This window comes from Pseudomonas sp. M1 (genome assembly GCF_022760135.1).
In the GTDB taxonomy this organism is placed as follows: domain Bacteria; phylum Pseudomonadota; class Gammaproteobacteria; order Pseudomonadales; family Pseudomonadaceae; genus Pseudomonas; species Pseudomonas citronellolis.
In genome coordinates this window covers 1102690-1128224 of the sequence record NZ_CP094343.1, presented here as the reverse complement: position 1 = coordinate 1128224, position 25535 = coordinate 1102690, and the positions used below count along the sequence as shown (strand labels likewise).

Genomic DNA, 25535 nt, shown 5'->3' with positions numbered 1-25535 from the left:
TGGTTCCTTTTTGCGGGGGTGGCCTTCCACCGTTTGACAAAAGGGACTCGCCCGAGGGGGCGAAACAAGACGGTCGGGCAGACTCGGTGCGGCGCAGAAACACCCAAGCCAAAGCAACTGGGTTTCCGCGTTCGCAAGCCAAGCCATAGCCCCAGCCATATGAAAATACCGTTTCCCCCAGGCAGAGAAACGGCATCCTTTCTTAAGTGAACAGCATTACCGGCGAACCGGGGCGTTTTCATCGCAGGCCCGATCAGGCATGCAGGAAGCGCAACGCATCCGCCGCCGTCTGCTGCGGGATTTCCTCCATGGGAATGTGGCCCACCCCGGGATAAGTCTTCACCTGGATGCCCGGCAGGTCGCGCTGCCACAGCGGCACGTGCTTCGGCGAGATCCAGCGGTCGCGCTCGCCCCACATCAGCAGCGTCGGCACCTTGAGCTGCGCCACCCGCGCCGGGGTGCCCGGCAGTTCCTCGCGGTTGGCCTTCACCAGCACGCGGAAGATGTCGATCATGGCGCGGCGGTTGCCCGGGCGGCGGCTGATGTCGTAGTAGCGGTCGACCACCCCGGGCTGGATGCGCTGCGGGTTGCCGTAGACCTCCCTGATCCCCTGGGCCACCAGGGCGCGCGGCATCCAGGCCGGCATCAGCAGGCCGGCGCCGGGCAGCGCGGCGCTGGCGATCATCAGCGGCACCTTCTGCATGTGGTAGCCGGCCGGGTCGACCAGGATCAGCCGCTCCACCCTGTGCGGCTGGGCCAGGGCGTAGTTCCAGGCGATGTAGCCGCCCAGGGAGTTGCCGGCGATGGACACCTTGTCCAGCCCCAGGCGTTCGAGGAACAGGCCGAACACCTTCACCAGGCGCTCGCCGCTGTAGTCGCGGTCGCGGCCGCCGCCGGTGAGGCCGAAGCCGGGCACGTCGAGGCGGACGATGCGGAAGTGCCGGGCCATCTCCGCCACCCAGCCGTCCCAGGTGTGCAGCGAGGCCATCACCCCGTGCACCAGCACCAGCACCGGCTTGTCGCGGCCGCCCTCGTCGCGGTAGTGGATGGGGAAGCCGTCCACCTCGATGAAGCGCGAACCGGCTTCGGCCGGCGCGTAGCGGTCGATCAGGGCTTCCAGCGGCAGGGCGCCGAAGCCCAGGCGGGCGAAGCCGGCCGCCAGCGGCGGTTGCAGGCTGTAGGTTGCGGACATGGGGCACTCCGGTGCGCGTTGTTGTCGATGCCCGATCAGAGCACAGCGCCCCGCCGCCTTGCGCCCAACCTAGGTAGTGCGCTTACAGAGGCTGTCGACCAGCAGGTCGCCGAGCACCCGCTTGACCTCTTCCAGGTCGGGCCGCACGGCGCCGCCGAGCAGTTCGTGGGAGGCCGCCTCCAGGGCCCAGAGCAGCGCCTGGTAGGTCAAGGGCGCATGCTTGACGCCCTCGCCGATGAAACGTTCCTCCAGCAGCGCCTGCAACTCGTGCAGCGCCTGGCGGCGGTGCGCGGCCAGGGGTGAGTCGGAGCGTAACGCTTCCTCATGCATCAGGCGGATGATCGGCCCCACCGCCTGGTGGTAGTCGAAGAAGCGCGCGACCATGGCGCGCAGCCAGGCCTCGCTGCTGCCGCTGGCGGTGCGCATCTCGCGGAAGCGCATCAGCAACAGCTGCACGGCGGTGCGGTAGATGCCTTCGAGCACGTCGAGCTTGCCGTCGAAGTACTTGTAGAAGGTGCGCCGCGAGACCTTGGCCGCCGCCAGCAGGTCGTTCACCGTGGTCTCGGCCAGGCCCTTGGCGACGAACACCGGGATGCTCGCCAACTGGATGTTGGCGCGCTGCAGGTGGTTGACCAGCGGCCCCTCGCCGCTGCCCTCCTGGCGCGCCAGGGCGCCGTAGCCGCCGAGGTCCTCGAACACCGCCAGCACCGCGCCGGATTCCTGGATCGTCATGCCCCCTCCACCCAACCAAGGCGCGGGGTGACGCCGGCCCCGCCCGTCGCTAACCTAGGCCGACCGCTCCCGCGCAAGGAAAGCCCGTTCGTGCCGACCCTAACACGCCGCCTGCTGTGGCCGCTGGCCATCCTTTTGCTGGTCGTCTGCCGCCCCGCCGCAGCCGCCGGCAACGAGCTGTTCTACCTCGGCCAGCGCATCCCGGACATCCAGCGCACCTGGACCAGCGAGGACTACCAGCAACTGATCGACGCGCTGAAGAAGATCGAGGAAACCCAGGCCAACAGCCTGCCGCGGCGCAGCGGCGAATTCACCGGGCCGATCTACCAACGCATGGTCAGCGAGGAGAACTTCCGCCCGCAGATGAACATCTACGCGCCGCTGGAGCTGCGCCAGAACGAGGCGCGCGAGGTGCTGTTCAAGCTCAAGGAGCTGATGCGCCTGTACTTCGACTTCCGCGCCGCCAAGCAGCCCTACGGCGCAGAAGCCCTGGGCCTGATGAGCTATTCGCTACGCGAGCAGGCCATCCTGTTCAACCTGACGGTGGAATTCTGGATGACCCTGGCGCAGAGCGAACAGCGCAACCCGGTGCGCCTGAAGGGCATGCAGGAAGCCAAGGCCGCGGCGGCGATGCTGACCAGCAGCGCCCTGGACTACCTGGACCTGACCGCCCAGTTCGAGCGCCAGGACCTGGTGCTGTACAGCGCCGAACTGGCCAAGCAGTTGCCGGAGCTGTTCATCCACCTGCCCGGCGAAACCCGCGGCCAGCTGCTGGCGCGGGTGCAGGCGTTCGCCGACAAGCATCCCTACCCGGAAGTGCGGGAAAACATGCGCGAGCTGCTGCCGGTGCTGCAGGGCATCCAGGCCGACGTGCAGCGCCAGCTGGCCAAGCCGGCGAAGGGCGCGCCGGCGCCGAAGGCGTTGGATTTGAGTCCGCCGAAGGAATAAATAGCGCGGATCGCAGCTCTTCGTAGGAGCGAGCTTGCTCTCGAATGTGTTCTGCCGTTGGCTTCGGTGCTGGCCTTGAAGAGCGCCCTCTCCCTAACCCTCTCCCTGAAGGGAGAGGGGACCGTTCGGCGTGGTCTGGTTTTCCCGAGTCAGCCGGCAGGCGCGGTGGTTTCCGGCTAAAATCATTCCTTCTCTCGGCACGGTTTAGCCCCCTCTCCCTTCAGGGAGAGGGCTGGGGAGAGGGAACGGAGTCGATCCGAAACACAGCTGCTGCCGGTAAATCCCGTTCGCGAGCAAGCTCGCTCCTACGAAGAGCCAAGCGACCAACTAACGCAACAACCCCAACACCTTCGCCCGCGCCACCGCCTGGGTGCGCCTTTCCACCCCGAGCTTGTCGTTGATGTGCCGCGCATGGCTCTTCACGGTATGCAGCGAAATGAACAGGCGCTCGCTGATTTCCTGGTTGGACAGGCCCTGGGCGATCAGCTCCAGCACCGCCAGCTCGCGGCCGCTGAGGCCGTCGGCGAGGGTGGCCGGGCGTTCCGCCTGGGCCGGCAGGCGTTGCAGCAGCAAGCGTTGCAATGGACAGGGCGCGCGCTGCTCCAGTTGCTCGCGCAGCCAGTCCGGCTCCTGGGCCAGCAGTTCCTGCAAGGGCAGCAGCGCCCCGCCGACGGCGCCTTGCAGGCAGGCGTCCAGCGCTTCGCGGGCCTCGCGCTCGCGGCCTTGCTGCAACAGCAGGCCGGCCAGTTGCGCCTGGGCCAGGCGCGCCGGCATCTGCGCCCCGGCCGGCTGGGCCGCAGCGATCAGCGTGCGCAGGCGGCGCTCGGCCTCGGCCGGGCGCTCCTCGCGGCGGGCCAGTTGCGCCTGCAGCAGTTCGATGTAGTACGGCAGTTGCGGGTGGCACTCCGGCGGCGTCGCCGGGTTGGCCCCGGAGTAGGTTTCGCCCAGGCGCTCCAGCCAGGCCGAGGCCAGCTCCAGTTGCCCCTGGGCCAGCCACAGCTCGCATTTGACCAGGGTGATGACCGACAGGTAGTAGACCGGCGGCACGTCCCACACGTGCATCAGCCGCTCGGCCTCGGCCAGTTGGGCGAAGGCCTGGGTGTAGTTGCCCTGGCGCCCTTCCAGGCCGGCCAGCGCGCAGTAGCCGATCACCAGGCTGACGTCGCGGCAGGCGCGGGCCTCCTCGATGCCGGCGCGCAGTTTCTGGCGCGCCTCCTCGCCTTGCAGGCCCAGGCCGCGCAGGTAGCCCTGGTAGATCAGCAGCCGGCCGCGCACGGCGTAGCGCCGGTGCGCCGGTTGCCCGGCCAGGCGCGCCAGGCCCTGTTCCAGTTCCTCGCTGGCGCGCAGGACTTCGCCGCGGGCCTGCAGGCCGCGGGCGCGGTCGTAGTGCACCAGCGCTTCGAGCAAGGGGTTGCCGAAGCGCTGCGCCAGCTCCAGGGCCTCGCGGTTGAGCCCGCGGGCGCCCCAGGAGTCGCCGCGCACGATGGCCAGGTTGGCCAGGCTCGACAGGCACATCAGGCGCGGCCCGGAGCGCTCCATCGGGAGCTGCGCCAGGGCCTCGGCGCAATGCCGTTCGGCGCCTTCGATGTCGCCGCGGCCGCGGGCGATGATCCCGGCCAGGGCCTGCCACTGGGCCAGCAGGTCGGCCTGGGTAGCGGCGTCGGCGGCGGGCAGGAAGCGCGCCAGCTGGGCGCCCAGCTCCTCGGCGGCGTCCAGTTGGCAGGCCAGGGCCAGGGCCCAGCTGTACAGCACGATCAGCCGCGGCGTGCTGGCCAGCAGGCTGTCGGGCAGGTCCATCTTCCAGCGCAGCAGGGTGGCGACGTTCTGCTCGGCCAGCAGTTGTTCTTCCGACAGGCTCTGCACCAGGCTCGCCGCCACTTCCGGGTGGCCGGCGCGCAGGGCCTGGTCCACCGCCTCGTCGAGCAGCCCGCGGGAGCTGAACCAACGGCAGGCGCGCAGGTGCAGCGAGCCCGCCGAGGGGCCGTCGGCCGGCAGTTCGCGGGCCAGCAGCAGGTCGGAGAACAGGTGGTGGTAGCGGAACCACTGGCCCTGCTCGTCCAGCGGCACCAGGAACACCTGGTGCCGCTGCAGGTGGCGCAGGATGGCGGCGCTGTCGTGGCTGTCGCGCAGGGCGTCGCACAGCTCGCCGCAGAAGCGCTCGAAGCGCGCCGTCTGCAGCAGAAAGGCCTGGACCTCCGGCGGCTGCTTGTCGATCACCTCTTCCAGCAAATAGTCGCGGATCAGTTCCTCGGTGCCGTTCAGCGGCGCGTCGCAGCCCTGCCCGCCGAGGCCCTCGGGGTGGGCCAGCAGCCACAGGCGCAGGCCGGCGATCCAGCCTTCGCTGCGTTCGATCAGGCGCTCGACCAGCGCCTCGCTGGCCGGGGTGCCGCTGGCCGAGACCAGCGCGGCGGTTTCCTCGGCGGTCAGGCGCAGGTCCTGCTCGCTGAGTTCCAGCAACTGGCGCGACAGGCGCAGGCGCGCCAGGTGCCAGTCCGGGCGCTGGCGGCTGGTGACCAGCAGCACCAGGCCGGGCGGCTGGTGGTTGAGAAGGAATTGCAGACAGCGGTCGAGCACCGCGCCCTGGGCCAGGTGGTAGTCGTCCAGCACCAGCAGCAGCGGCGCCTCGGCGGACAGGCGCTCGGCCAGTTCGTCGAGCAGGTCGTCGAGCCAGGCCTCGAAGGCGAACGGCTGGTGGCGCTGGCGCATCTTCAGCACCGCCATGGCGTCGTCGCCGAGGTTGGGCAGGTACAGGCGCAGCCCGTCGAGCAGGCGCTCGAGGAAGCGCCCCGGGTCGCTGTCCCGCGCGCTCAGGCCCAGCCACAGGCTGCGCCAGTGCGGCGCCAGGGATTCGCAGAACTCGATGGCCAGGGAACTCTTGCCGAACCCGGCCGGGGCCGAGAGCAGCAGCAGGCGCCCGCCCAGGCCCGCGCCCATGCGCTGGCACAGCCGCGCGCGGCTGACGTAGCCGGCGGGCAGCGGCGGCCGATAGAAGCGGCTGCCGCCTGGCGGGCTGGCGTTCTCCGGCGGGAGTGGCAGAGTCGAGAAGTCGGTCATGCCCTGGCGCTTGCTCTAGTTCTTATGGGGGATCCTTCGTAGCCGAGCCTAGTAGCTCGACCGGGCTATTTGAAGCCGAATTTGTTACATAACCCGGCGTTTTGCCACTAAATAATTCAGCATTCTCAGATAAATACGACATATTCCGACGGAACATCCTCTTCTGTATCGGCAGGTGATTCCGTATTCACAGCCGGAATATCCGCCAATCATCGGAAAGGTAACGGGGTTCGCGGTTTTCGGGGCGTTGGGATGCCGATGGGCTGGCCCACGCCGAGGTGTTCCGTAGGATGGGTTGAGCCTGCGAAACCCATGCTGCCGTGGTGATGGGTATCGCTTCGCTCAACCCATCCTACGGGGCTCGTCCCCCTGTAGGAGCGCGCCCTGCGCGCGAATCGCGGGCAGGGCCCGCTCCTACAATTCCAGGATGGCACGGGCGCAAGCGGACCTTGTCCGCGATGGCCGGGCATATCGGCGCGGCTCGCAGATGAGATCCGCTACGCTGCCCCACCTGCGCCGTTCCCCTGTAGGAGCGCGCCCTGCGCGCGATTTCGTGGGCAGGGCCCGCGAGGTCAATACACGGACAAAAAAAGGGCCGCAACGCGGCCCTGGAGAAAAGCCGGCCCGCAGGCCGGCGCGTGGGTTCAACTGGCCCGGGCTAGGCCCACGGCCTGCAGGCGGGCGGCGATTTCGTCGAGGATGGCCGGGTCGTCGATGGTGGACGGCGGCGCGTAGTCCTCGCCATCGGCGATCTTGCGCAGCACGGCGCGGAGGATCTTGCCCGAGCGCGTCTTGGGCAGGCGCTTGACCACCACCGCGCGCTGGAAGCAGGCCAGCGCGCCGATGCGCTCGCGGACCAGCGCCACCAGCTCGCGCTGCAGCTGTTCCTCGGTGACGCGCGCGTCGTCCTTGAGCACCACCAGGCCCAGCGGCACGTGGCCCTTGAGCGGGTCCTGCACGGCGATCACCGCGCATTCGGCCACCGCGTCGTGCAGCGCCAGCAGCTCTTCCATCTCGCCGGTGGACAGGCGGTGGCCGGAGACGTTTATCACGTCGTCGGTGCGGCCCATGATGTGGACGAAGCCGTCCTCGTCGATGAAGCCGCCGTCGCCGGTGTGGTAGTAGCCGGGGAAGGCCCGCAGGTAGGCGCTGAGGTAGCGCGGGTGGTCGTTCCAGAGGGTCTGCGCGCAGCCGGGCGGCAGCGGCAGGCCGATGACGATCGAGCCGGTCTGCCCCGGCGCCAGCAGGCGCCCCTCCTCGTCCACCACCTGCACGTTGTAGCCGGGCACCGCCAGGTTGCTCGAACCGGCGCGCTGCTCCTGACAACCCAGCCCGGTGCAGGGCGCGGTCACCGGCCAGCCGGTCTCGGTCTGCCACCAGTGGTCGAACACCGGCTTGCCGGTCAGTTCCTCCAGCCACTGGTGGGTGCTGCTGTCGAGCTTCTCGCCGGCGAGGAACAGTTGGCGCAGCGAGCCCAGGTCGTAGCGCTTGAGCAGCTCGCCGTTGGGGTCTTCCTTGCGGATCGCGCGGATCGCCGTGGGCGCGCAGAACAGCGCGTTGACCTGGTGTTCCTCGATCACCCGCCAGTAGCTGCCGGCGTCCGGCGTGCGCACCGGCTTGCCCTCGTAGAACAGCGTGGTGCAGCCGTTCATCAGCGGGCCGTAGACGATCAGCGAATGGCCGACCACCCAGCCGACGTCGGAGATGCCCCACCAGACGTCGCCCGGCTGCATGCCGAAGATGGTCGGCAGCGTGTAGTGCAGGGCCACCGCATGGCCGCCGTTGTCGCGCACTATGCCCTTGGGCTTACCGGTGGTGCCGGAGGTGTACATGATGTACAGCGGGTCGCCGCTGGCCACCTCCACCGGGTCGGCCGGCTCGGCGTGGGCCACCGTCTCGCGCCAGTCGAGGTCGCGCCCGGCGTGCAGCTCGGCCATCGCCTGCGGGCGCTGCCAGACCAGCACCTGGGCCGGCTGGTGCAGGGCCAGCTCCAGGGCCTTGTCCACCAGCGGCTTGTATTCGATGACGCGCTCGAACTCCAGGCCGCAGGAGGCGGTAAGGATCAGCTTGGGCTTGGCGTCGTCGATGCGCAGCGCCAGCTCGTAGGGGGCGAAGCCGCCGAACACCACCGAGTGCACCGCGCCGATGCGCGCGCAGGCCAGCATGGCCATGGCCGCCTGGGGCACCATCGGCATGTAGATGATCACCCCGTCGCCCTTGCCCACGCCCAGGGCGCGCAGGGCGCCGGCCAGGCGCGCCACTTCGTCGCGCAGCTCGCGGAAGCTGTAGCGCTGCTGCACGCCGGTGACCGGGGAGTCGTAGATCAGCGCCGCCTGCTCGCCGCGGCCCAGGGCGATCTGCCGGTCCAGGGCCAGGTAGCAGCTGTTCAGGCGGCCATCGGCGAACCAGCGGTGGCTGCCGTCGAGGAGAGTTTCGAGGATGTTGCGCGGGCGCTGGTACCAGGCCACGGCCTCGGCCTGTTCGGCCCAGAAGGCGGCAGGGTCCGCAATGGAGCGGGCATGGGATTGCCGGTAATTCATCATCTGACCCTCTGAATTGTTTTTATCGAGGTCGAATAACGAGTATGGACAGGCCGCGGGGAGCCGCCATCAACCTTTGGTCGTAAGCCGGCGGCGCCTTCCCGGGAGACCGCGCCCCGCGGCCGAGCCGGCTGCCCTGGCAGCAGGCACAGCGTCGCCCAGGTCAGCGAGGCCCGGCGCCGATTGTCGAGTCACTCCGGACAGCGCGGCTGGCGGAACTACACTCAGCTTCCCCCCAACACAGACACGGGTGTCGCGCCATGCACATACTCGTTCGTCCGTCGGCCGGCGCCCAGGGCAAGCGCTGGCAGGTCTGCCTCGATCAGTTCGCCGTGGACTTCCGCAACGAGCAGGAGGCGCGGCACTTCGTCAGCACCCTGGAGGCCCGCCTGCGCGCGCCCCACGCGCTGCCGCGCACGGAGCAGCCACTGACCGGCTGAAGCGCCTCAGACGCTGCGCTCGCTGATCTGCCCGGTGTACCAGCCCAGCAGCGCCGCGCAGCCGCCGCAGGTCGTGATCACCAGCGCCATGGGCAGCGCGCTGCCGTCGTGCAGCGCGCCGACCAGCGCCGAGGCAGCCGCCGCCACCGTGAACTGCAGGCTGCCCATCAGCGCCGAGGCGCTGCCGGCGTGGCTGCCCTGCCCGGCCATGGCGCAGGCCGAGGAGTTGGGCAGCAGGAAGCCCAGGCTGGCGATGGCGCCGAACAGCGGCATCAGCAGCGGCCACAGGTGTTCCGGGCGGTACAGGGTGACCGCCAGCAGCGCCAGGCCGCAGAAGAAGTACACCCACACCGCGCGGCGCAGCCAGAACCCCGGCCCGCGGTAGCGCAGCAGCCGCGCGTTGACCTGGGCCATGAGGATGAAGCCGGCGGCGTTGCTGCCGAAGATCCAGCCGTAGTGCTCCGCCGGCACCTGGTAGAGCTGGATGAAGACGAAGGGCGAGCCGGCGATGTAGGCGAACATCCCGGCGATGGCCACGCCGCCGGTCAGCGCGTAGCAGAGGAAGGCGCGCTCGCCCAGCAGCCGGCGATATTCCCCCAGGGCGCCGGACAGCGGCGGCCGCGGGCCGGCGGGGATGGTCTCGGGCAGCCACAGGGCGATGGCGCTGCCGGCCACGGCGCTGAACGCCACCAGGCAGAGGAAGATCGACTGCCAGCCGAACAGCCCCAGCAGCGCGCCGCCGCCCAGGGGCGCGAGGATCGGCGCCAGGCCCATCACCAGCATCAGCTGCGAGAAGGCCTTGGCCGCCGCCACCGCATCGCACAGGTCGCGCACCACCGCCCGCGAGATGACCATGCCGGCGCAGCCGCCCAGGGCCTGGACGAAGCGCGCGCCGATCAGCCAGTGCAGGTCCGGCGCGAAGGCGCAGGCCAGCGAGGCCGCGGTGAAGATGATCACCCCCAGCAGCAGCGGCAGGCGCCGGCCGTAGCGGTCGGCCAGCGGGCCGTAGAGCAGTTGGCCGATGGCCAGGCCGGCGAAGTAGGCCGACAGGCTCAGCTGGATGTGCTCGACGTCGGTGCCGAAGGCCGCGGCCAGCGCCGGGAAGCTGGGCAGGTAGAAGTCGATGGCCATGGGGCCGAAGGCGCTCAGCGCGCCGAGGATCAGCAGGATGCGAAAGGTCATGGAACACCGTTGGCCCCGTCGCCTGACGGGGCCTGGAAAGATTCGGGCAAGAATTGCAAGCAGGCTAACGAAACGCCGGCAAGCATATCAATTCGCCGGCCCCGGGGCAGGGCCGGAAGAGGAAATTTGCGAGTTGGCTTCAGGCGCCGGCCAGGCGGCCGGCGCCCGTGCCCGTCAGTGCGCCGGCCCCTCCCCCTGGGCCGCTTCGGCCGCCGGCTGGGCCTTGGTCTTGCGCTTGCCCAGGCGTTCGGCGGCCGATTCCACCAGCATGTAGAACATCGGGATGAGGAAGGTCGCCAGCACGGTGGCCGCGAGCATGCCGCCGATCACCCCGGTGCCGATCGAATGGCGGCTGGCCGAGCCGGCGCCGCTGCTGATGGCCAGCGGCACCACGCCGAGGATGAACGCCAGGGAGGTCATGACGATCGGCCGGAAGCGCAGCTTGGCCGCCTCCAGCGCCGCCTGCAGCGGGCTCAGCCCCTGCTCCTCGCGGACCATCACGGCGAACTCGATGATCAGGATGGCGTTCTTCGCCGCCAGGCCGATCAGCGTCACCAGGCCGACCTGGAAGTACACGTCGTTGCTCAGCCCGCGCAGCCAGATGGCGAGGATGGCGCCGAACACCGCGAAGGGCACCGCGGTGACCACCGCCAGCGGCAGGGTCCAGCGCTCGTACTGGGCGGCGAGGATGAGGAACACCAGGATCAGGCCGAAGACGAACGCCGTGCTGCCCGAGCCCTGGGTCTCCAGCTCCTGGTAGGCCGAGCCGATCCAGGTGAGGAAGTAGCTGTCGCCGAGGGTCTGGTCGGCCACCTCCTGCATCGCCGCCAGGGCCTGGCCGGAGCTGTAGCCCGGCGCCGGGCCGCCGAGCAGCTTGGCCGCGGGGAACACGTTGAAGCGCGCGTAGGAATCCGGGCCGAGGGTGCGCTGCACGCTGACCAGGGCCGACAGCGGCACCAGGTCGCCGCTGGAGGAGCGCACGTACACCTGGGTCAGGTCCTCGGGCTTGCGGCGGAAGTCCGACTCGGACTGCAGGTTGACCTTCCAGGTCCGCCCGTAGAGGGTGAAGTCGTTGACGTAGTAGGCGCCGAAGGTCGCCTGCATGGCGGTGAACACATCGTTGATGGCTACCCCCAGCGAACGCGCCTTGGTGCGGTCGAGGTTGATGAAGTACTGCGGCACGTTGGCGTTGAAGGTGCTGGTCACCCCGGCCAGTTCCGGGCGCTTGGCCGCCGCCGCCATGAACTTCTGCACCATCTGTTCGAGCTGCGCGGAGGTGCCGCCGCTACGGTCCTGGATGTACGCCTCGAAGCCGCCGGTGGTGCTCATGCCGGTGATCGGCGGGGGGTTGAAGCTCATCACCACGCCATCCTGCTGCCTGGCGCCCATGGCCATGAAGGTGCGCGTGAGGTTGCGCGCGTCCAGCTCGGGGGTCTCGCGCTCCTTCCAGTCCTTGAGGGTGACGAAGGACACCCCGGCGCTGGTGGTGTTGGCGTTGGTGAGGATGTTCAGGCCGGCGAAGGTCAGCACGTCCTGCACCGCCGGGTGCTTCTCCAGCTGCTGCGAGACGGCGTCGGTGAGCGCCTCGGTGCGCGACAGCGAGGCCGCCGGCGGCAGCATGTAGGCGTTGATCACGTAGCCCTGGTCCTCGTCGGGCACCAGCGAGCCGGGCACCCGGCCGAACAGCACGAGCATCAGCGCGATCATCCCGCCGAACACCAGCAGGCCGATGAGCACGCGCTTGAGGAAGAACTGCACGCCGGCGCCGTAGGCCGCGGTGGCCGCGTCGAACATGCGGTTGAACCAGCGGAACGGCGCCGCCGGCTCCTTGTGCTCGGGCTTGAGGATCAGCGCGCAGAGCGCCGGCGAGAGGGTCAGCGCGACTATCCCGGAGATCACCACCGAGACCGCGATGGTGATCGCGAACTGCTGGTACATCTGCCCGGCCAGGCCGCCGAGGAAGCCCACGGGGACGAACACCGCGCAGAGCACCAGGACGATGGCGACGATCGGCCCGGTCACCTCCTCCATGGCCTTGATCGCCGCCTCCCGCGGCGGCAGCTTCTCGGTGCGCATCACCCGCTCGACGTTCTCCAGCACCACGATGGCGTCGTCCACCACGATGCCGATGGCCAGCACCATGCCGAACAGCGTCAGCAGGTTGATGGAGAAGCCCAGCAGGTACATGCCGGCGAAGGTGCCGACCAGCGACACCGGGATGGCCAGCACCGGGATCAGCGTGGCGCGCAGGTTCTGCAGGAAGATGTAGACCACCAGCATCACCAGCACCAGGGCCTCGAAGAAGGTGTGCACCACCTCCTCGATGGATACCTTGACGAAGGTGGTGGTGTCGTAGGGGATCTTGTAGACGACGCCTTCGGGGAAGCGCTTGGCCAGCCGCTCCATGGTGGTTTCCACGGCCTCGGCGGTGTCCAGGGCGTTGGCCCCCGGCTGCAGGTAGACGCCGAAGGAAGCGTTGAGCCGCCCGTTCAGCGTGGTCTTCATCGAGTAGTCCTGGGCGCCCAGCTCGATGCGCGCGACGTCCTTCAGGCGCAGGCTGGCGCCGGTGCTGTCGGTGCGCAGGATGACGCCCTCGAACTCCTTCGGGTCGGTGAAGCGGCCCTGGGTGCTCACCGTGTAGGTGAAGTCCTGCGGGGTGTTCAGCGGCTCCTTGCCGAAGTTGCCGGCGGCGAACTGCGAGTTCTGCTCGCGGATGGCGTCGACCACGTCGCTGGGGGTGAGGTTGTACTGCGCCAGCTTGTCCGGGCGCAGCCAGATGCGCATGGCGTAGTCCTTGGAGCCGAACTGGGTGACGTCGCCCACGCCGGGGAGGCGCTTGAGCTCGTCGATGACGTTGATCAGCGCGTAGTTGCTGATGAACACCGGGTCGCGCGAGCCGTCCGGGGAGAACAGCGTCACCACCTGGAGGATGTCGGCGGACTTCTTCTGCACCTTCACGCCCTGCCGGCGCACTTCTTCCGGCAGCTTGGCCAGGGCTGCCTGGACCTTGTTGTTGACGTTGATGGTGGCCTGGTCCGGGTCGGTGCCGACCTTGAAGTACACGGTCAGGCTCATGGCGCCGCTGCTGTCGGAGTTGGACAGCTGGTAGATCATGCCCTCGACGCCGTTGATCTCCTGTTCCAGCGGCGCCGCCACGGTCTCGGCGATGACCTGCGAGCTGGCGCCGGGGTAGGAGGCGGTCACCGAGACCTGCGGCGGCAGGATCTCCGGGTACTGCGCCACCGGCAGCGCGCGCAGGGCCGCCAGGCCCGCGAGCAGGATGACGATGGAGATCACCATGGCGAACACGGGGCGGTCGATGAAGAAGCGCGAGATCACGATGGCCGCTCCTTCAGGACTGGGCTGGCTGGGCGGGGGCCTGCTGCGCCGGCGCGGCCGGCGCCTCGACGGCCTTCACCGGCTGGTCCGGGCGGACCTTGGGCAGGCCGTCGACGATCACCCTGTCGCCGTCGTCGACGCCGGAATCGACTATCCAGCGCTGGTTGACCACCTGCGAGGTGGTCACCTGGCGCACGCGGGCGAAGCCGTCCTTGTCCACCACGTAGACGAAGGTGCCGCGCGGCCCCTGGGCCAGGGCGCGCTCGGGCACGGTCACCGCGGCCTTGCGGACGATGCCGGTGACCACCACGCGGACGAACTGGCCGGGGATCAGGTGGGTTTCCGGGTTGGGCACCACGGCGCGGGCGTTGATGGTGCCGGTGCCGGTGTTGACGAAGCTGTCGGTGAAGTCCACCACGCCGTCGATGGGGTAGCGGCTGCCGTCGCCGAAGAAGATCTGCGCATTCAGCTTGCCGTGCTCGGGCAGCACCAGGCGGCCCTGCTGCACGCCCTCGCGCAGGCGCGCGGCCTCGGTGTCGGAATAGGCGAAGTTGACGTAGATGGGGTCGAGCTGGGTCAGCTCGGTGAGCAGGCTGGTGTTGGGGTCGCTGGCGGTGACCAGGCTGCCCTCGGAGCGGGTTTCCTTGCTGGCCATGCCGGAGATCGGCGCCTTCACCGTGGTGTAGTCCAGGTCGATCTGCTTGGCGTCGACGTTGGCCTTGGCTGCCTCGACATCGGCCTTGGCCTGCTCGTAGTCGGAGGTGTAGCGGTCCAGCTCGCTGGCGCTGGCGAAGCCCTTGCGCTGCAGCTCGCGGATGCGCTTGAGGTCGCGGTCGGTCTGGCGGTAGCGCGCCTGGGCCTGGGCCAGCGCGCCCTTGGCCTGGCCGAGGGCGGCCTGGTAGGGGCGCGGGTCGATCTGGAACAGCACCTGGCCCTGCTTCACCGGCCGGCCTTCCTCGTAGGTGCGTTTCTGCAGGATCCCGCTGACCTGGGCGCGCACCTCCACCTCGCGGTAGCCGGCCGCCCGCGCCGAATATTCGAGGTTCAGCGGCAGGCTGGCGCTCCTGGCCACTTCCACCGTGACCTCCGGGGCCGGTGGCGCCGCGCTCCCCTCGTCCGCCAGGGCCGGCAGGACAGACTGCGCGGCGACCAGGGCACACAGGGTCAGGGCGGCGGGCAAGCGCGGGGTGAACGGCATAGAACCTCTCCATGGAAAATGTCGGCTAAGACGATTCGGCACGCTATCGGGGGAAAACTGCCATCCGCCAGTAACTCACGGTTCCCGCTCGAAATTTCAGTAAACTGCGGAAATACCAGTGAGCCTAGCCCGTGTAGCAAACCGCGCCATGAGAAGAACTAAAGAAGATTCGGAACGAACCCGCCAGACGATCCTCGACTCGGCGGAGGCGCTGTTCCTGGAAAACGGCGTTTCCAGCACCAGCCTCGAGGAGATCGCCCGCAACGCCGGGGTCACCCGCGGGGCGGTGTACTGGCACTTCGAGAACAAGGCCCACCTGTTCAACGAACTGCTCAACCAGGTGCGCCTGCCGCCGGAGCAACTGGCCTTGCGCTTGTCCGGCTGCGACGGGGTGGACCCGCTGCAGTCGCTGTTCGACCTGTGCGTGGAAGTGGTGCACAGCCTGGCGCAGAACGCGCAGAAGCGCCGCGTGCTGACCATCCTGATGCAGCGCTGCGAGTTCACCGAGGAACTGCGCGAGGCGATCCTCCGCCACAACGCCTTCATCCGCCAGTTCATCGACCTTTGCGAGCAGCTCTTCGCCCGCGACAAATGCCAGGTGCGGCTGCTGCCCGGGGTGACGCCGAAGACCGCCTCGCGGGCGGTCCACGGCCTGATCCACGGGCTGATCAACGACTGGCTGCGCGACCCGCAGCTGTTCGACCCGCTACAGGACGCCGAAGCGCTGCTCGAGCCGCTGTTCCGCGGCCTGATCCGCGACTGGAGCCAGGCCGGCGCGGTTCAGGCCAGCGCGGCCTCGTAGCCCTCCTCGCGGATCGCCGCCAGCACCTCTTCGGCCGCCAGGCGGCTGGCCACCCGCACCTCGCCGCCGGCCAGGTCCACCTGGACCTCGGCGGCGCCGTCGCGGGCCTGGATCGCCTGGGTGATGGCCCGCACGCAGTGGCCGCAGGACATGCCTTTCACACTGAACGCTTGCATGATCGAACTCCTCGGGTTCGCTTGACGATGGGCGCAGTGTCGACCTTGCCACCATGGCAAGGTCAAGCCCCCTGCGGCGCCACGCCGCGGGCTTGCCCCCGGCGCCGCCCTCGGCCAAGCTCTGCGCATCCGAGCCCTACCGGGAGCCCCCTCATGCGCCGCCTGCTCCGCGCCCTGCCCTGCCTGCTCTGGCCCGCCCTGGCCCTGGCCGCCGACCCGCCGACGGTGCAGGCCTGGCCACAGCAGGAGCCGCCGCCGCCCGGCTATGCCGTGCTCAACATCAGCCGCCAGGGCCTGCAGAGCGGCAGCGCCTGCGACATCGACCTCTACGTGCGCGGCGAACTGCTGGCGCGCCTGCAGCCCGAGGGCACGGTGGCGCTGAACCTGTCCCCCGGCGAGGTGCCCATCCGCCTCGCCGTCTCCGCCACCGGCGCCTGCCGCGACGGCATGCAGCAACTGCAGGCGCAGACCCTGCGCCTGCGCGCCGGGGAAATCCGCAGCTACCGCATCGGCTACCGCGAGGGCGGGCTGTTCCTGACGCCGGTCAACGTTCCCTGAGCGAGGGCTTGACCTTGCCCTCGTGGCAAGGTTCATCCTCGCAGCATCGTCGGATCGTGACCGCCGCGCCCGCCGGAAGCGGGCGGCGGACATCAGGAGGATCGTCCATGAACAGCCCCATCGAGCTCGACCTGCCGGTGACCGGCATGACCTGCGCATCCTGCGTCGGCCGCGTCGAACGGGCCCTGAAGAAGGTGCCCGGGGTGCTCGCGGCCAGCGTCAACCTGGCCAGCGAGCAGGCGCGGGTGAGCGTCGACTCGCCCGAACAACTGCCGGCCCTGGTGGCCGCGGTGGAGAACGCCGGCTACCAGGTGCCCAGCCACAGCCTGGAGCTGGCCATCGACGGCATGACCTGCGCCAGCTGCGTGGGTCGCGTGGAGCGCGCGCTGAAGAAGGTCCCCGGGGTGCGCGAGGCCAGCGTCAACCTGGCCAGCGAACGCGCCCGCCTGGACCTGCTCGGCCCGGTGGACCCGGCCACCCTCATCGCCGCGGTGGACAAGGCCGGCTACCACGCCCGCCTGCTGCAGGCCGAGCGCCCGGCCGAGGACCCGGCCCTGGCGCGCCTGGCCCGCGAGCGCTGGTTCCTGCTGGCGGCCATTGTCCTGGCCGTGCCCCTGGTGCTGCCGATGTTCGCCGAATGGGCCGGGCTGCACTGGATGCTGCCGGCCTGGGTGCAGTTCGCCCTGGCCACCCCGGTGCAATTCATCATCGGCGCGCGCTTCTACGTCTCGGCGTGGAAGGCGGTGCGCGCCCGCAGCGGCAACATGGACCTGCTGGTGGCCCTGGGCACCAGCGCCGGCTATGGCCTGAGCCTGTACCTGTGGCTGAGCGCCGCCCCCGGCGCCATGCCGCACCTGTATTTCGAGGCCAGCGCCGTGGTCATCGCCCTGATCCTCCTCGGCAAGTACCTGGAAAGCCGCGCCAAGCGCCATACCGCCGCGGCCATCCGCGCCCTGGAGGCGCTGCGCCCGGAACGCGCCACGCGCATCCGCGACGGCCACGAGGAAGACGTCGCCATCGCCGAACTGAGCCTGGGCGACGAACTGCTGGTGCGCCCCGGCGAGCGCTTCCCGGTGGACGGCAAGGTGCTCGACGGCCGCAGCCACGCCGACGAGGCGCTGATCACCGGGGAAAGCCTGCCGGTGCCCAAGGCCCCGGGCGACAAGGTGACCGGCGGGGCCATCAACGGCGAGGGCCTGCTGACCATCCGCGCCACCGCCCTGGGCGGGGAAACCGTGCTGGCGCGCATCATCCGCCTGGTGGAAGACGCCCAGGCGGCCAAGGCGCCGATCCAGAAGCTGGTGGACAAGGTCAGCAACGTCTTCGTGCCGGTGGTGATCGGCATCGCCCTGGTCACCCTGACCGGCTGGCTGCTGGCCGGCGCCGGCGTGGAAACCGCGCTGATCAACGCCGTGGCCGTGCTGGTCATCGCCTGCCCCTGCGCCCTGGGCCTGGCCACGCCGACGGCGATCATGGCCGGCACCGGCGTGGCCGCGCGCCACGGCATCCTGATCAAGGACGCCGAGGCCCTGGAAGTGGCCCACGCGGTGAGCGCCGTGGCCTTCGACAAGACCGGCACCCTCACCTCGGGCACGCCCAGCCTGGTCCACTTCGCCGTGGCCGAAGGCGAACCCGACGCAGCCCTGGCCCTGGCCGGCGCCCTGCAGCGCGGCAGCGAGCACCCGCTGGCCAAGGCGGTGCTCGGCGCCTGCGCCGAGCAGCACCTGCGCGTGCCCCTCGTGAGCCACAGCCAGGCCCTGGCCGGGCGCGGCATCCAGGGCCAGGTCGGCGAGCGCCTACTGGCCCTGGGCAACCGCCGCCTGCTCGACGAACAGGGCCTGGTCGCCGGCGAACTGCAGGCCAGCGCCACGGAATGGGAAGGCCAGGGCCGCACCCTGTCCTGGCTGCTCGAACTGCAGCCGCAACCGCGCCTGCTCGGCCTGTTCGCCTTCGGCGACAGCCTCAAGCCCGGCGCCGCCGAGGCGGTGCGGGCTCTGCGCGAGCGCGGCATCGGCAGCCACCTGATCACCGGCGACAACCGCGGCAGCGCGCGGGTGGTGGCCGAAGCGCTGGGCCTGGACGACGTCCACGCCGAAGTGCTGCCGGCGGACAAGGCCGCGGTGGTGGCGCAGCTCAGGAGCGGCGGCAAGGTGGTGGCGATGGTCGGCGACGGCATCAACGACGCCCCGGCGCTGGCCGCGGCGGACGTCGGCATCGCCATGGGCGGCGGCACCGACGTGGCCATGCACGCCGCCGGCATCACCCTGATGCGCGGCGACCCGCGGCTGGTCCCCGAGGCCCTGGACATCGCCCGGCGCACCTACGCGAAAATCCGCCAGAACCTGTTCTGGGCCTTCATCTACAACCTGGTCGGCGTGCCCCTGGCGGCCTTCGGCCTGCTCAACCCGATGGTCGCCGGCGCCGCCATGGCCGCCTCCAGCGTCAGCGTGGTGAGCAACGCCCTGCTGCTCAAGCGCTGGAAACCGGCGCACGGCGCCAACGCAAAGGGAGACGGCGATGAACATCGGTGAAGCGGCGAAGAAGAGCGGCCTGTCGGCGAAGATGATTCGCTACTACGAATCCATCGGCCTGCTCGCCCCGGCCGGCCGCAGCGCCAGCGGCTACCGCCACTACAGCGAGCAGGACCTGCACCGCCTGGCCTTCATCCGCCGCTCGCGGGACTTCGGCTTCTCCCTGGAAGAAGTCGGCCGCCTGCTCGCCCTCTGGCAGGACCGCCAGCGCGCCAGCGCCGACGTCAAGGCCCTGACCGGCCAGCACATCGCCGAACTGGAACGCAAGATCGCCGAACTCAGCGCCCTGCGCGACACCCTGCAGGAACTCCACGACCACTGCCAGGGCGACCACCGCCCGGACTGCCCGATCCTCAAGGACCTGGAGTCGGGGAGTTGCTGTCACTGAGCGCAGCGAGTCTTTCGTAGGAGCGAGCTTGCTCGCGAATGGTGTTTACCGGCAGTAATTGTGTTTCGGATTAACTCCGCCCCCTCTCCCCAGCCCTCTCCCTGAAGGGAGAGGGGGCTAGTCCGTGCCGGCTGATATCAAGGTTTCAGCCGGACGCCATAGTAGGAATGTCAGGCTGACTGCAAAACACCCAACTCTGCCCAACAGTCCCCTCTCCCTTCAGGGAGAGGGTTAGGGAGAGGGCGCTCTTCAGGGCCAGCACCAGAGCAACCTCACCACACCATCACCATAAGGCCTGGCCCTGAACCAAGGTCAACCACGCACCTGCGCCACCGCCCCGCGCCGCCACAACGACGCCGGCAGCACCGTCACCGCCAGCCCCACGAAGACCAGCGCGCAGGCCAACCAGTCCTGGGCGGTGAGTCGTTCGCCCAGCAGCAGCCAGCCGGACAGCAGGCCGGAGACCGGCACCGCCAGGGCGAAGGGGGTGACCTGGCTGGCCGGGTAGCGGCGCAGCAGGAAGCTCCACAGGCCGAAGCCCACGGTGGTGGCGAGGAAGGCGATGTACAGCAGCGCGCCCATGCCTTCCCAACTGATGCCGGTCAGCGCCGTCGAGATGGCTTGCGGGCCTTCGAAGATCCACGACAGAACCAGCAGCGGCAACGGCGGGATCAGGCTCACCCAGCTGATCAGGCGCAGCATGTCGCTGGCCCCGGAGCGCTTGGTGGCGATGTTGGAGAAGGCCCAGGCCAGGGCCGCGGCCATCACCAGGGCGAAGGCCAGCAGGCTGTCGCCCAGGGGGCGTTCCAGGCCGATCAGCAGCAGGCCGCCGGCGGCCAGGGCGAGGCCGGCCAGGGCGCGGGCGCTGGGGCGTTCGCCGAGGAAGGCGGCGGCGATCAGCACGGTGAAGAACACCTGGCTCTGCAGCACCAGGGACGACAGGCCGGCGGGCATGCCCAGGTGCATACCGACGAACAGCAGGCCGAACTTGACCACCCCCAGCAGCACGCCGATCTGCACGATGCGCCAGAACGGCGCCGGCAGCGGCCCGCGCAGGAATACCAGCGGCAGCGCCGCCAGGGCGAAGCGCAGGGCGCAGAACAGCAGCGGCGGGAAGTCGTGCAGGCCGACCTTGATGATGACGAAGTTGACGCCCCAGATCAGCGTGACCAGCAGGGCGAGGAGGACGTGCGGCAAGGGCATGGCGGTGCTTCCGGGTGGGATCGGGCCACGCTAGCAGGGCCGCGGCGGGCTGTATGTACACAGTTGCCGCGCAAATGCATCAGGACAGTTCGATGCGCAACTGCGGCCAGCGCCGCGTCCAGTCCTTGCCCCGCAGGCGCTGGCGGTAGACCTCGGGCTTGTTGCGGAAATGTTCGGTGGGGCGAACGCGCAGTTCGAACAGGTCGTCCAGGCCCAGCGGCGCCAGCAGCTCCAGGCCCGGGTCGGCGAGGCGCACCGCCACCGCGGTGCAGATTTCCGGCCAGTGGCGCATGGCGTCGGCGACGTCCGAATAGGGCGCATCGCCGTTGCGCAGGTGCATGCGCGCCTGGTTGCGCACCGACCAGGGCACCTGCGGGCAGGCTCGGGCCAGGCGTCGCTCGAAGGCTGCGTCGGCCTCGGCCCGCAGGCAGCGGGCGTCGAAGTACAGCACGTCCACGTCCGCCAGCGGGCCGGGGGCTAGCCCGTGCAGGTGGTCCCAGACGGTGTTGCGCACGACGCCGGCGCCGATCCAGGCGCCGGGCGGGCCGTAGTCGCGCAGGGCGCGCAGCAGGCCCAGGCGTTGCGGACAGGCGGCGAGCAGAGCGATCAGGCGCGCCGCCTGCGGGCTCACTGCAGCCACGGCGGCGGTGGCGGCTCCTCGGCGCGCGGCGGGCCATCCTGCTCGGCGCGGGCCGCCTCGCGGCGCTCCTGCTCGCGCAGGGCGGCGGCGATCTCGCGCATCACCGCATCGACGTCGGCTTCCTCTTCCGGCTCGTCGAAGTGGCCGGTCAGCGGGGTGTCCGGCTGCAGCTTGCCGTCTTCGAACAGCGCCCACATTTCCTTGGCGTAGCGGGTGTCCTTGAGCTCCGGGGCGAACTGGCCGAAGTAGGCGGCCATGTTGCCGACGTCGCGTTCGAGCATGCGGAAGGCATGGTTGTTGGCCGCCGCATCCACCGCCTGGGGCAGGTCGATGATCACCGGGCCGTCGGGGCCGAGCAGCACGTTGAATTCCGAGAGGTCGCCGTGCACCAGCCCGGCGCAGAGCATCATGACGATCTGGCGGATGAGGAAATCGTGGTACTCGCGCGCCTGCTCCGGCTCCAGCACCACGTCGTTGAGGCGCGGCGCGGCCTCGCCGTATTCGTCGGCGACCATTTCCATCAGCAGCACGCCGTCGAGGAAGTCGTAGGGCTTGGGCACCCGCACCCCGGCGTTGGCCAGGCGGAACAGCGCCGCCACCTCGGCGTTCTGCCAGGCCTCCTCCTGCTCGCGCCGGCCGTAGCGCGAACCCTTGGCCATGGCCCGGGCCTGGCGGCTGTTGCGCACCTTGCGGCCCTCCTGGTATTCCGCGGCCTGGCGGAAACTGCGCTTGTTGGCCTCCTTGTAGACCTTGGCGCAGCGCAACTGCTCGCCGCAGCGCACCACGTAGACCGCCGCTTCCTTGCCGCTCATCAGCGGGCGTATGACTTCGTCGACCAGGCCGTCCTCGATCAGCGGCTCTATGCGTTTGGGTGTCTTCATCAGGCTCCGTCGTCGTTCTTGTCCGGCCCAAGCGGCCGCAGCCGCCCCTTATACGACATGTGCCGGGTGACGCCCAGCACCGACCGCCGGAATCATGGTGGCGTCGTGGTCATTTCGATGCTTTCGCCCAGGGCGTCGGCCATGCGTTCGATCTCGCTGCCCAGGGCCTGGGCGTCGTCGGCGTAGCGGATGGCGATGGCGGCGAAGCCGTCGGCGACCTCGGCGAAGGCCTCCACCACCTGCGGGTCGAAGTGGCTGCCGCTGGCGGCGAGGATCTGCTGGCGGGCCTCGTCCGGCGCGAGGGTCGCGTGGTAGGGATGGCGGCTGGTCAGCTCGTCGTAGCAGTCGATCAGCGCCAGCAACCGTGCCGACAGCGGAATCTGCTCGCCGCGCAGGCCCCGCGGGTAGCCGCTGCCGTCCCAGCGTTCGTGGTGGCCGTAGGCGATTTCCTTGGCGTAGCGCAGGAATTCCGCCGGGCTGCCCAGGCGGCGCTCGGCGGCGGCCAGGGCGTCGTGGCCGATGCGCGTGTGGCTCTGCATCAGCAACTGGTCTTCGGGACTGAGCTGGCCGGGGTTGAGCAGCACGCGGTCGGGCACCGCCACCTTGCCGATGTCATGCAGCTGCGCCGAGCGCGCCAGCAGTTCGATCTGCTCCAGGTCCAGGCCGCCGGCCTCGCCTTCGCGCCGGGCCAGGGCGTCGGCGAGCAGGCGCATGTACTGCTCGATGCGCAGCAGGTGGCGGCTGTGCGGGTTGTCGCGCAGGTCGCAGAGGGTGGCCATGGCCTCCAGGGTGGCGTCCTGGGCGGCCTGCAGTTCGCGGCTGCGGCGGCGCACTTCCAGCTCCAGGTATTCGCTCTTGTCGCGCAGGAAGTCGGCGTTGGCCTTGAGCTTGAGGTGCGCGCGGATGCGCGCCAGGGTCACCGGCGGGCTGATCGGCTTGGTGATGTAGTCCACCGCGCCCAGGTCCAGGCCGCGCTGCTCGTCGGCGGTGCTGACCATGCCGGTGAGGAAGATCACCGGGATCTCGGCGGTCAGCGGGTCGGCCTTGAGCTGGCGGCAGACTTCGTAGCCGTCCATCTCCGGCATCATGATGTCGAGCAGCACCAGGTCCGGCCGCGGCTCGCTGGCGGCCAGGCGCAGGGCCTTGGCGCCGCTGCCGGCGACGCGCACCTGGTACTGGCCCATGAGCAGCTCGCTCATGAGCATGAGGTTGTCCGGTTGGTCGTCGACCACCAGGATCACTTCCTGGTCCGGTCGGTCCAGCATGCTGTCCAAGGTTCCACCCCTCTTGCGCTCAGATGCGGATGTCGCGCTCGCGCGACAACACCAGCAGTTTTTCCAGGGCCCGCTCGAACTCGAAGCGGCGGATGCTCGCCGCGACTTCGTCGTACCCGTCATTGAAGATACTGCGCAGCAGGCCCGCGCGCTCGCCCACCAGTCGTCCGGCGCGCGGGTCGTCGGCAGCCAGCAGGTGCGCCAGGCGGCGCACAACCTGCTCGGCCTGCTGGCGCTCGGCCGCCGGCAGTTCGACCGCCGGCTGCCCCGTCGGTTCTGGCGCCTCCAGCAGCGGCGGCGCCGTCGAGGGCGAGCGCAGGATGCGCGACAGGTCGATGGGCCGCGCATCCTCCACGTGGCCCAGGGGCAGGCGGCACCAGAACAGGCTGCCCTTGTCCGGCTCGCTGTCCACCCCGACCTCGCCGCCCATGGCCTCGGCCAGGCGCTTGCAGATCGCCAGCCCCAGGCCCGAGCCGCCGTAGCGCCGGGTGATGGAGTTGTCGGCCTGGCGGAAGGACTCGAACAGGCGTTCCTGCTGCGCCGGGCTTATGCCGATGCCGGTGTCGCGCAGGCCGAAGTACAGCCAGTCCTCGTCGCCGGCCTGCATGTCCAGGCGCACTTCCAGCTCCAGGGAGCCGTGCTCGGTGAACTTGAGCGCGTTGTTGCCGTAGTTCATCAGGATCTGCCGCAGGCGCAGCGAGTCGCCCAGCAGGTGCGAGGGCAGCCGCGGGTCGATGTGGCACTCCAGGCTCAGGCCCTTGCCCGCGGCGCGGATCGCCAGCAGGTCGACCAGTTCGCCGAGCAGGCGCTCCAGGTCGAAGTCCAGGTGCTCGAACTCCAGGCGCCCGGCCTCCACCTTGGACAGGTCGAGGATGTCGCTGATCAGCTCCAGCAGGTACTGGCCCGAACCCTGGATCTTGCCCAGGTAGTCGCGCTGCTGCGGGTCCAGGGCGGTCTGTTCGAGCAGGTGCGCCAGGCCGATGATGATGTTCAGCGGGGTGCGGATCTCGTGGCTGACGTTGGCCAGGAACTCGCTCTTCAGCCGCGCCGCCTGCTCGGCCAGGTCGCGGGCCTGGGCCAGGGCCTCCTCGGTGGCCTTGCGCGCGGTGATGTCGCGGCTCACCCCGACCAGCCCGAGCAGGGCGCCGTGGTCGTCGTGGAAGGCGCTGCGCAGGGTGTCGAACAGCACCCGCCGGCCGTCCGGGTAGACCACCCAGCCCTCGCTGGCGAACGGCTGGCTGGCCGACAGTGCCTGGCGGTCGCGCTCGCCGCGGCCGGCGCTGGCGGCGTCGCTGAACAGCTGGGCGTCGCTGCGCCCGATCACGTCCTCGGCCGGCAGCCCCAGGCATTCGGCGAAGGCGTGGTTGGCGCCCAGGTAGCGGCCTTCGGTGTCCTTGAACCAGATGGGGTCGGGGATGGCGTTGATCAGCGCCAGCAGGGTGCGCCGCTGGCGGTGCTCCTCGGCCTCGGCGCGGGCGCGCTCGGCCACCTGGATCTGCAGGCGGCGGTTCCAGACCAGGACGAAGGCGAGCAGGGCGAAGAAGCCCGCCACGTAGGGCCAGGCCGCCTGCAGCAGCTGCATCCAGTCGAAGGCGTCGATCTGCGGCAGCCAGCGCTGGCGGATGCGCTCCTGCTCGCCGTCGTCGATGCTGGCCAGGGCGCGGTCCAGCAGCGGCACCAGGGGCGCCAGCTCGCGGCGCACGGCGAAGCGCACCTGGCTGTTGTCCAGGCCGCTGTCGCCGCGCACCTCCAGGTTGCTCAGGTTGAGCTGGCCGATCAGATAGTTGGTCGAGATGAGGTTGCCCACGTAGGCGTCGGCGCGCCCGGAAGCCACGGCCTTGAGGGCTTCGGCGGTGTCGTCGACGATGACGAAGGCCACCCCCGGCACCGCCGTGCGCAGCAGGTCGTGCACGGCGAAGTCGCGCTCCACGGCCACGCGCTTGCCGGAGAGGTCGTCGAGCACCCGCACGTTGCTGTCGCGGCGGGCGAAGATCAGGCTGCTGGTGCTCAGGTAGGGCTGGCTGAAGGCGAGGAAGCGCTCGCGCTCGGGCGAGCGCGCCACGGTCGGCAGCAGGTCGACCTCGCCCTTGCGCGCCGCTTCGATCACCTGCGCCCAGTCGTCGAAGGTCTGCGTCTGCAACTGCAGGCCCAGGCGCTGGGCGACCTGGTTCAGGTAGTCGGCGCTGATGCCCTGGAACCCGCCCTGGGCGTCGACCATCTCGAACGGCGGCCAGCCATCGCGGGAAATGCCCACCCGCAGCGTCGGGTGGGCCTCCAGCCAGCTGCGTTCGTGGCCGCTGAGCGCCAGTTCCGCGCCCCACAGCGGCGGGCACAGCAGGAAGCAGAGCAGCAGGCAATGGCTAAGGAGTCGGCGGCAGGGCATGGCGGGCTCTCGACGGACCTCCTGCAAGCGTAGCCGGCAGTTTGAAAAGCGATTACGGATTGCCCGCCCGCCGG

19 protein-coding genes are annotated in these 25535 nt (G+C 69.8%); 6 read left to right on the top strand and 13 right to left on the bottom strand.

Annotated features, from left to right (window positions below; genetic code table 11):
- Positions 1–253: 253 nt before the first annotated feature.
- Together PM1_RS05055 and PM1_RS05050 are read right to left on the bottom strand one after the other, a co-directional pair.
- Positions 254–1192 carry an alpha/beta fold hydrolase gene (locus PM1_RS05055; protein WP_009616023.1) on the bottom strand — a complete coding sequence of 313 codons (939 nt, stop codon included), beginning with the start codon at positions 1190–1192 and terminating at the stop codon, positions 254–256.
- A gap of 69 nt (positions 1193–1261) precedes the next feature.
- Positions 1262–1924 carry a TetR/AcrR family transcriptional regulator gene (locus PM1_RS05050; protein ID WP_009616022.1) on the bottom strand — a complete coding sequence of 221 codons (663 nt, stop codon included), beginning with the start codon at positions 1922–1924 and terminating at the stop codon, positions 1262–1264.
- Positions 1925–2014: 90 nt separating this feature from the next.
- On the opposite strand from PM1_RS05050, the gene PM1_RS05045 reads away from it, so the two are divergent.
- Positions 2015–2872, top strand: coding sequence for a hypothetical protein (locus tag PM1_RS05045; RefSeq protein WP_009616021.1), 858 nt, complete (start codon positions 2015–2017; stop codon positions 2870–2872).
- 327 nt (positions 2873–3199) lie between these two features.
- Here the strand turns inward: PM1_RS05045 and PM1_RS05040 are convergent, their stop codons facing one another.
- The gene (locus PM1_RS05040; protein WP_009616020.1) at positions 3200–5926 is read right to left on the bottom strand and encodes a LuxR C-terminal-related transcriptional regulator; all 2727 of its coding nucleotides are present in this window, start codon (positions 5924–5926) and stop codon (positions 3200–3202) included.
- Positions 5927–6570: 644 nt separating this feature from the next.
- Positions 6571–8466 (bottom strand): propionyl-CoA synthetase, encoded by a 1896-nt coding sequence (locus PM1_RS05035; RefSeq protein ID WP_024128462.1) that lies wholly within the window; start codon positions 8464–8466, stop codon positions 6571–6573.
- A gap of 260 nt (positions 8467–8726) precedes the next feature.
- Here PM1_RS05035 and PM1_RS05030 point away from each other — a divergent pair, with 260 nt between their 5' ends.
- Positions 8727–8906 carry a hypothetical protein gene (locus PM1_RS05030; RefSeq protein WP_009616018.1) on the top strand — a complete coding sequence of 60 codons (180 nt, stop codon included), beginning with the start codon at positions 8727–8729 and terminating at the stop codon, positions 8904–8906.
- Between the two features lie 6 nt (positions 8907–8912).
- Here the strand turns inward: PM1_RS05030 and PM1_RS05025 are convergent, their stop codons facing one another.
- From PM1_RS05025 to PM1_RS05015, 3 genes are all read right to left on the bottom strand, one after another.
- Positions 8913–10088 (bottom strand): multidrug effflux MFS transporter, encoded by a 1176-nt coding sequence (locus PM1_RS05025; RefSeq protein ID WP_009616017.1) that lies wholly within the window; start codon positions 10086–10088, stop codon positions 8913–8915.
- 174 nt (positions 10089–10262) lie between these two features.
- Positions 10263–13427 carry an efflux RND transporter permease subunit gene (locus PM1_RS05020; protein ID WP_009616016.1) on the bottom strand — a complete coding sequence of 1055 codons (3165 nt, stop codon included), beginning with the start codon at positions 13425–13427 and terminating at the stop codon, positions 10263–10265.
- Between the two features lie 13 nt (positions 13428–13440).
- A complete protein-coding gene (locus PM1_RS05015) occupies positions 13441–14625 on the bottom strand; it encodes an efflux RND transporter periplasmic adaptor subunit (protein ID WP_009616015.1) in 1185 nt (394 codons plus the stop codon).
- Positions 14626–14773: 148 nt separating this feature from the next.
- On the opposite strand from PM1_RS05015, the gene PM1_RS05010 reads away from it, so the two are divergent.
- On the top strand, positions 14774–15427 hold the full coding sequence (locus PM1_RS05010) for a TetR family transcriptional regulator (protein ID WP_024128461.1): 654 nt from the start codon (positions 14774–14776) through the stop codon (positions 15425–15427).
- Here PM1_RS05010 and PM1_RS05005 read toward each other — a convergent pair.
- A complete protein-coding gene (locus PM1_RS05005; RefSeq protein ID WP_009616013.1) occupies positions 15406–15603 on the bottom strand; it encodes a heavy-metal-associated domain-containing protein in 198 nt (65 codons plus the stop codon). The genes PM1_RS05010 and PM1_RS05005 overlap by 22 nt on opposite strands.
- Before the next feature lie 153 nt (positions 15604–15756).
- Between PM1_RS05005 and PM1_RS05000 the strand changes: the two genes are divergently transcribed.
- The 3 genes from PM1_RS05000 to cueR all read left to right on the top strand — a co-directional run bounded on the left by PM1_RS05000 (position 15757) and on the right by cueR (position 19080).
- A complete protein-coding gene (locus tag PM1_RS05000; RefSeq protein WP_009616012.1) occupies positions 15757–16161 on the top strand; it encodes a hypothetical protein in 405 nt (134 codons plus the stop codon).
- A gap of 107 nt (positions 16162–16268) precedes the next feature.
- Entirely contained in the window at positions 16269–18692 is a 2424-nt protein-coding gene (locus tag PM1_RS04995) for a heavy metal translocating P-type ATPase (RefSeq protein ID WP_009616011.1), read from the top strand.
- Entirely contained in the window at positions 18679–19080 is a 402-nt protein-coding gene (cueR, locus tag PM1_RS04990; RefSeq protein ID WP_009616010.1) for a Cu(I)-responsive transcriptional regulator, read from the top strand. Before PM1_RS04995 ends, cueR begins: the two co-directional genes overlap by 14 nt.
- A 312-nt stretch (positions 19081–19392) precedes the next feature.
- Here the strand turns inward: cueR and PM1_RS04985 are convergent, their stop codons facing one another.
- From PM1_RS04985 to PM1_RS04965, 5 genes are all read right to left on the bottom strand, one after another.
- Entirely contained in the window at positions 19393–20283 is an 891-nt protein-coding gene (locus PM1_RS04985; protein WP_009616009.1) for an EamA family transporter, read from the bottom strand.
- Positions 20284–20362: 79 nt separating this feature from the next.
- Positions 20363–20914 carry a nucleotidyltransferase family protein gene (locus PM1_RS04980; protein ID WP_009616008.1) on the bottom strand — a complete coding sequence of 184 codons (552 nt, stop codon included), beginning with the start codon at positions 20912–20914 and terminating at the stop codon, positions 20363–20365.
- Positions 20911–21804, bottom strand: a complete 894-nt coding sequence (locus PM1_RS04975) for a PA4780 family RIO1-like protein kinase (RefSeq protein WP_009616007.1) — start codon at positions 21802–21804, stop codon at positions 20911–20913. Before PM1_RS04975 ends, PM1_RS04980 begins: the two co-directional genes overlap by 4 nt.
- 92 nt (positions 21805–21896) lie before the next feature.
- Positions 21897–23078, bottom strand: coding sequence for a response regulator (locus PM1_RS04970; protein ID WP_024128460.1), 1182 nt, complete (start codon positions 23076–23078; stop codon positions 21897–21899).
- Positions 23079–23097: 19 nt separating this feature from the next.
- A complete protein-coding gene (locus PM1_RS04965; protein WP_009616005.1) occupies positions 23098–25461 on the bottom strand; it encodes an ATP-binding protein in 2364 nt (787 codons plus the stop codon).
- Between the last annotated feature and the right edge of the window lie 74 nt (positions 25462–25535).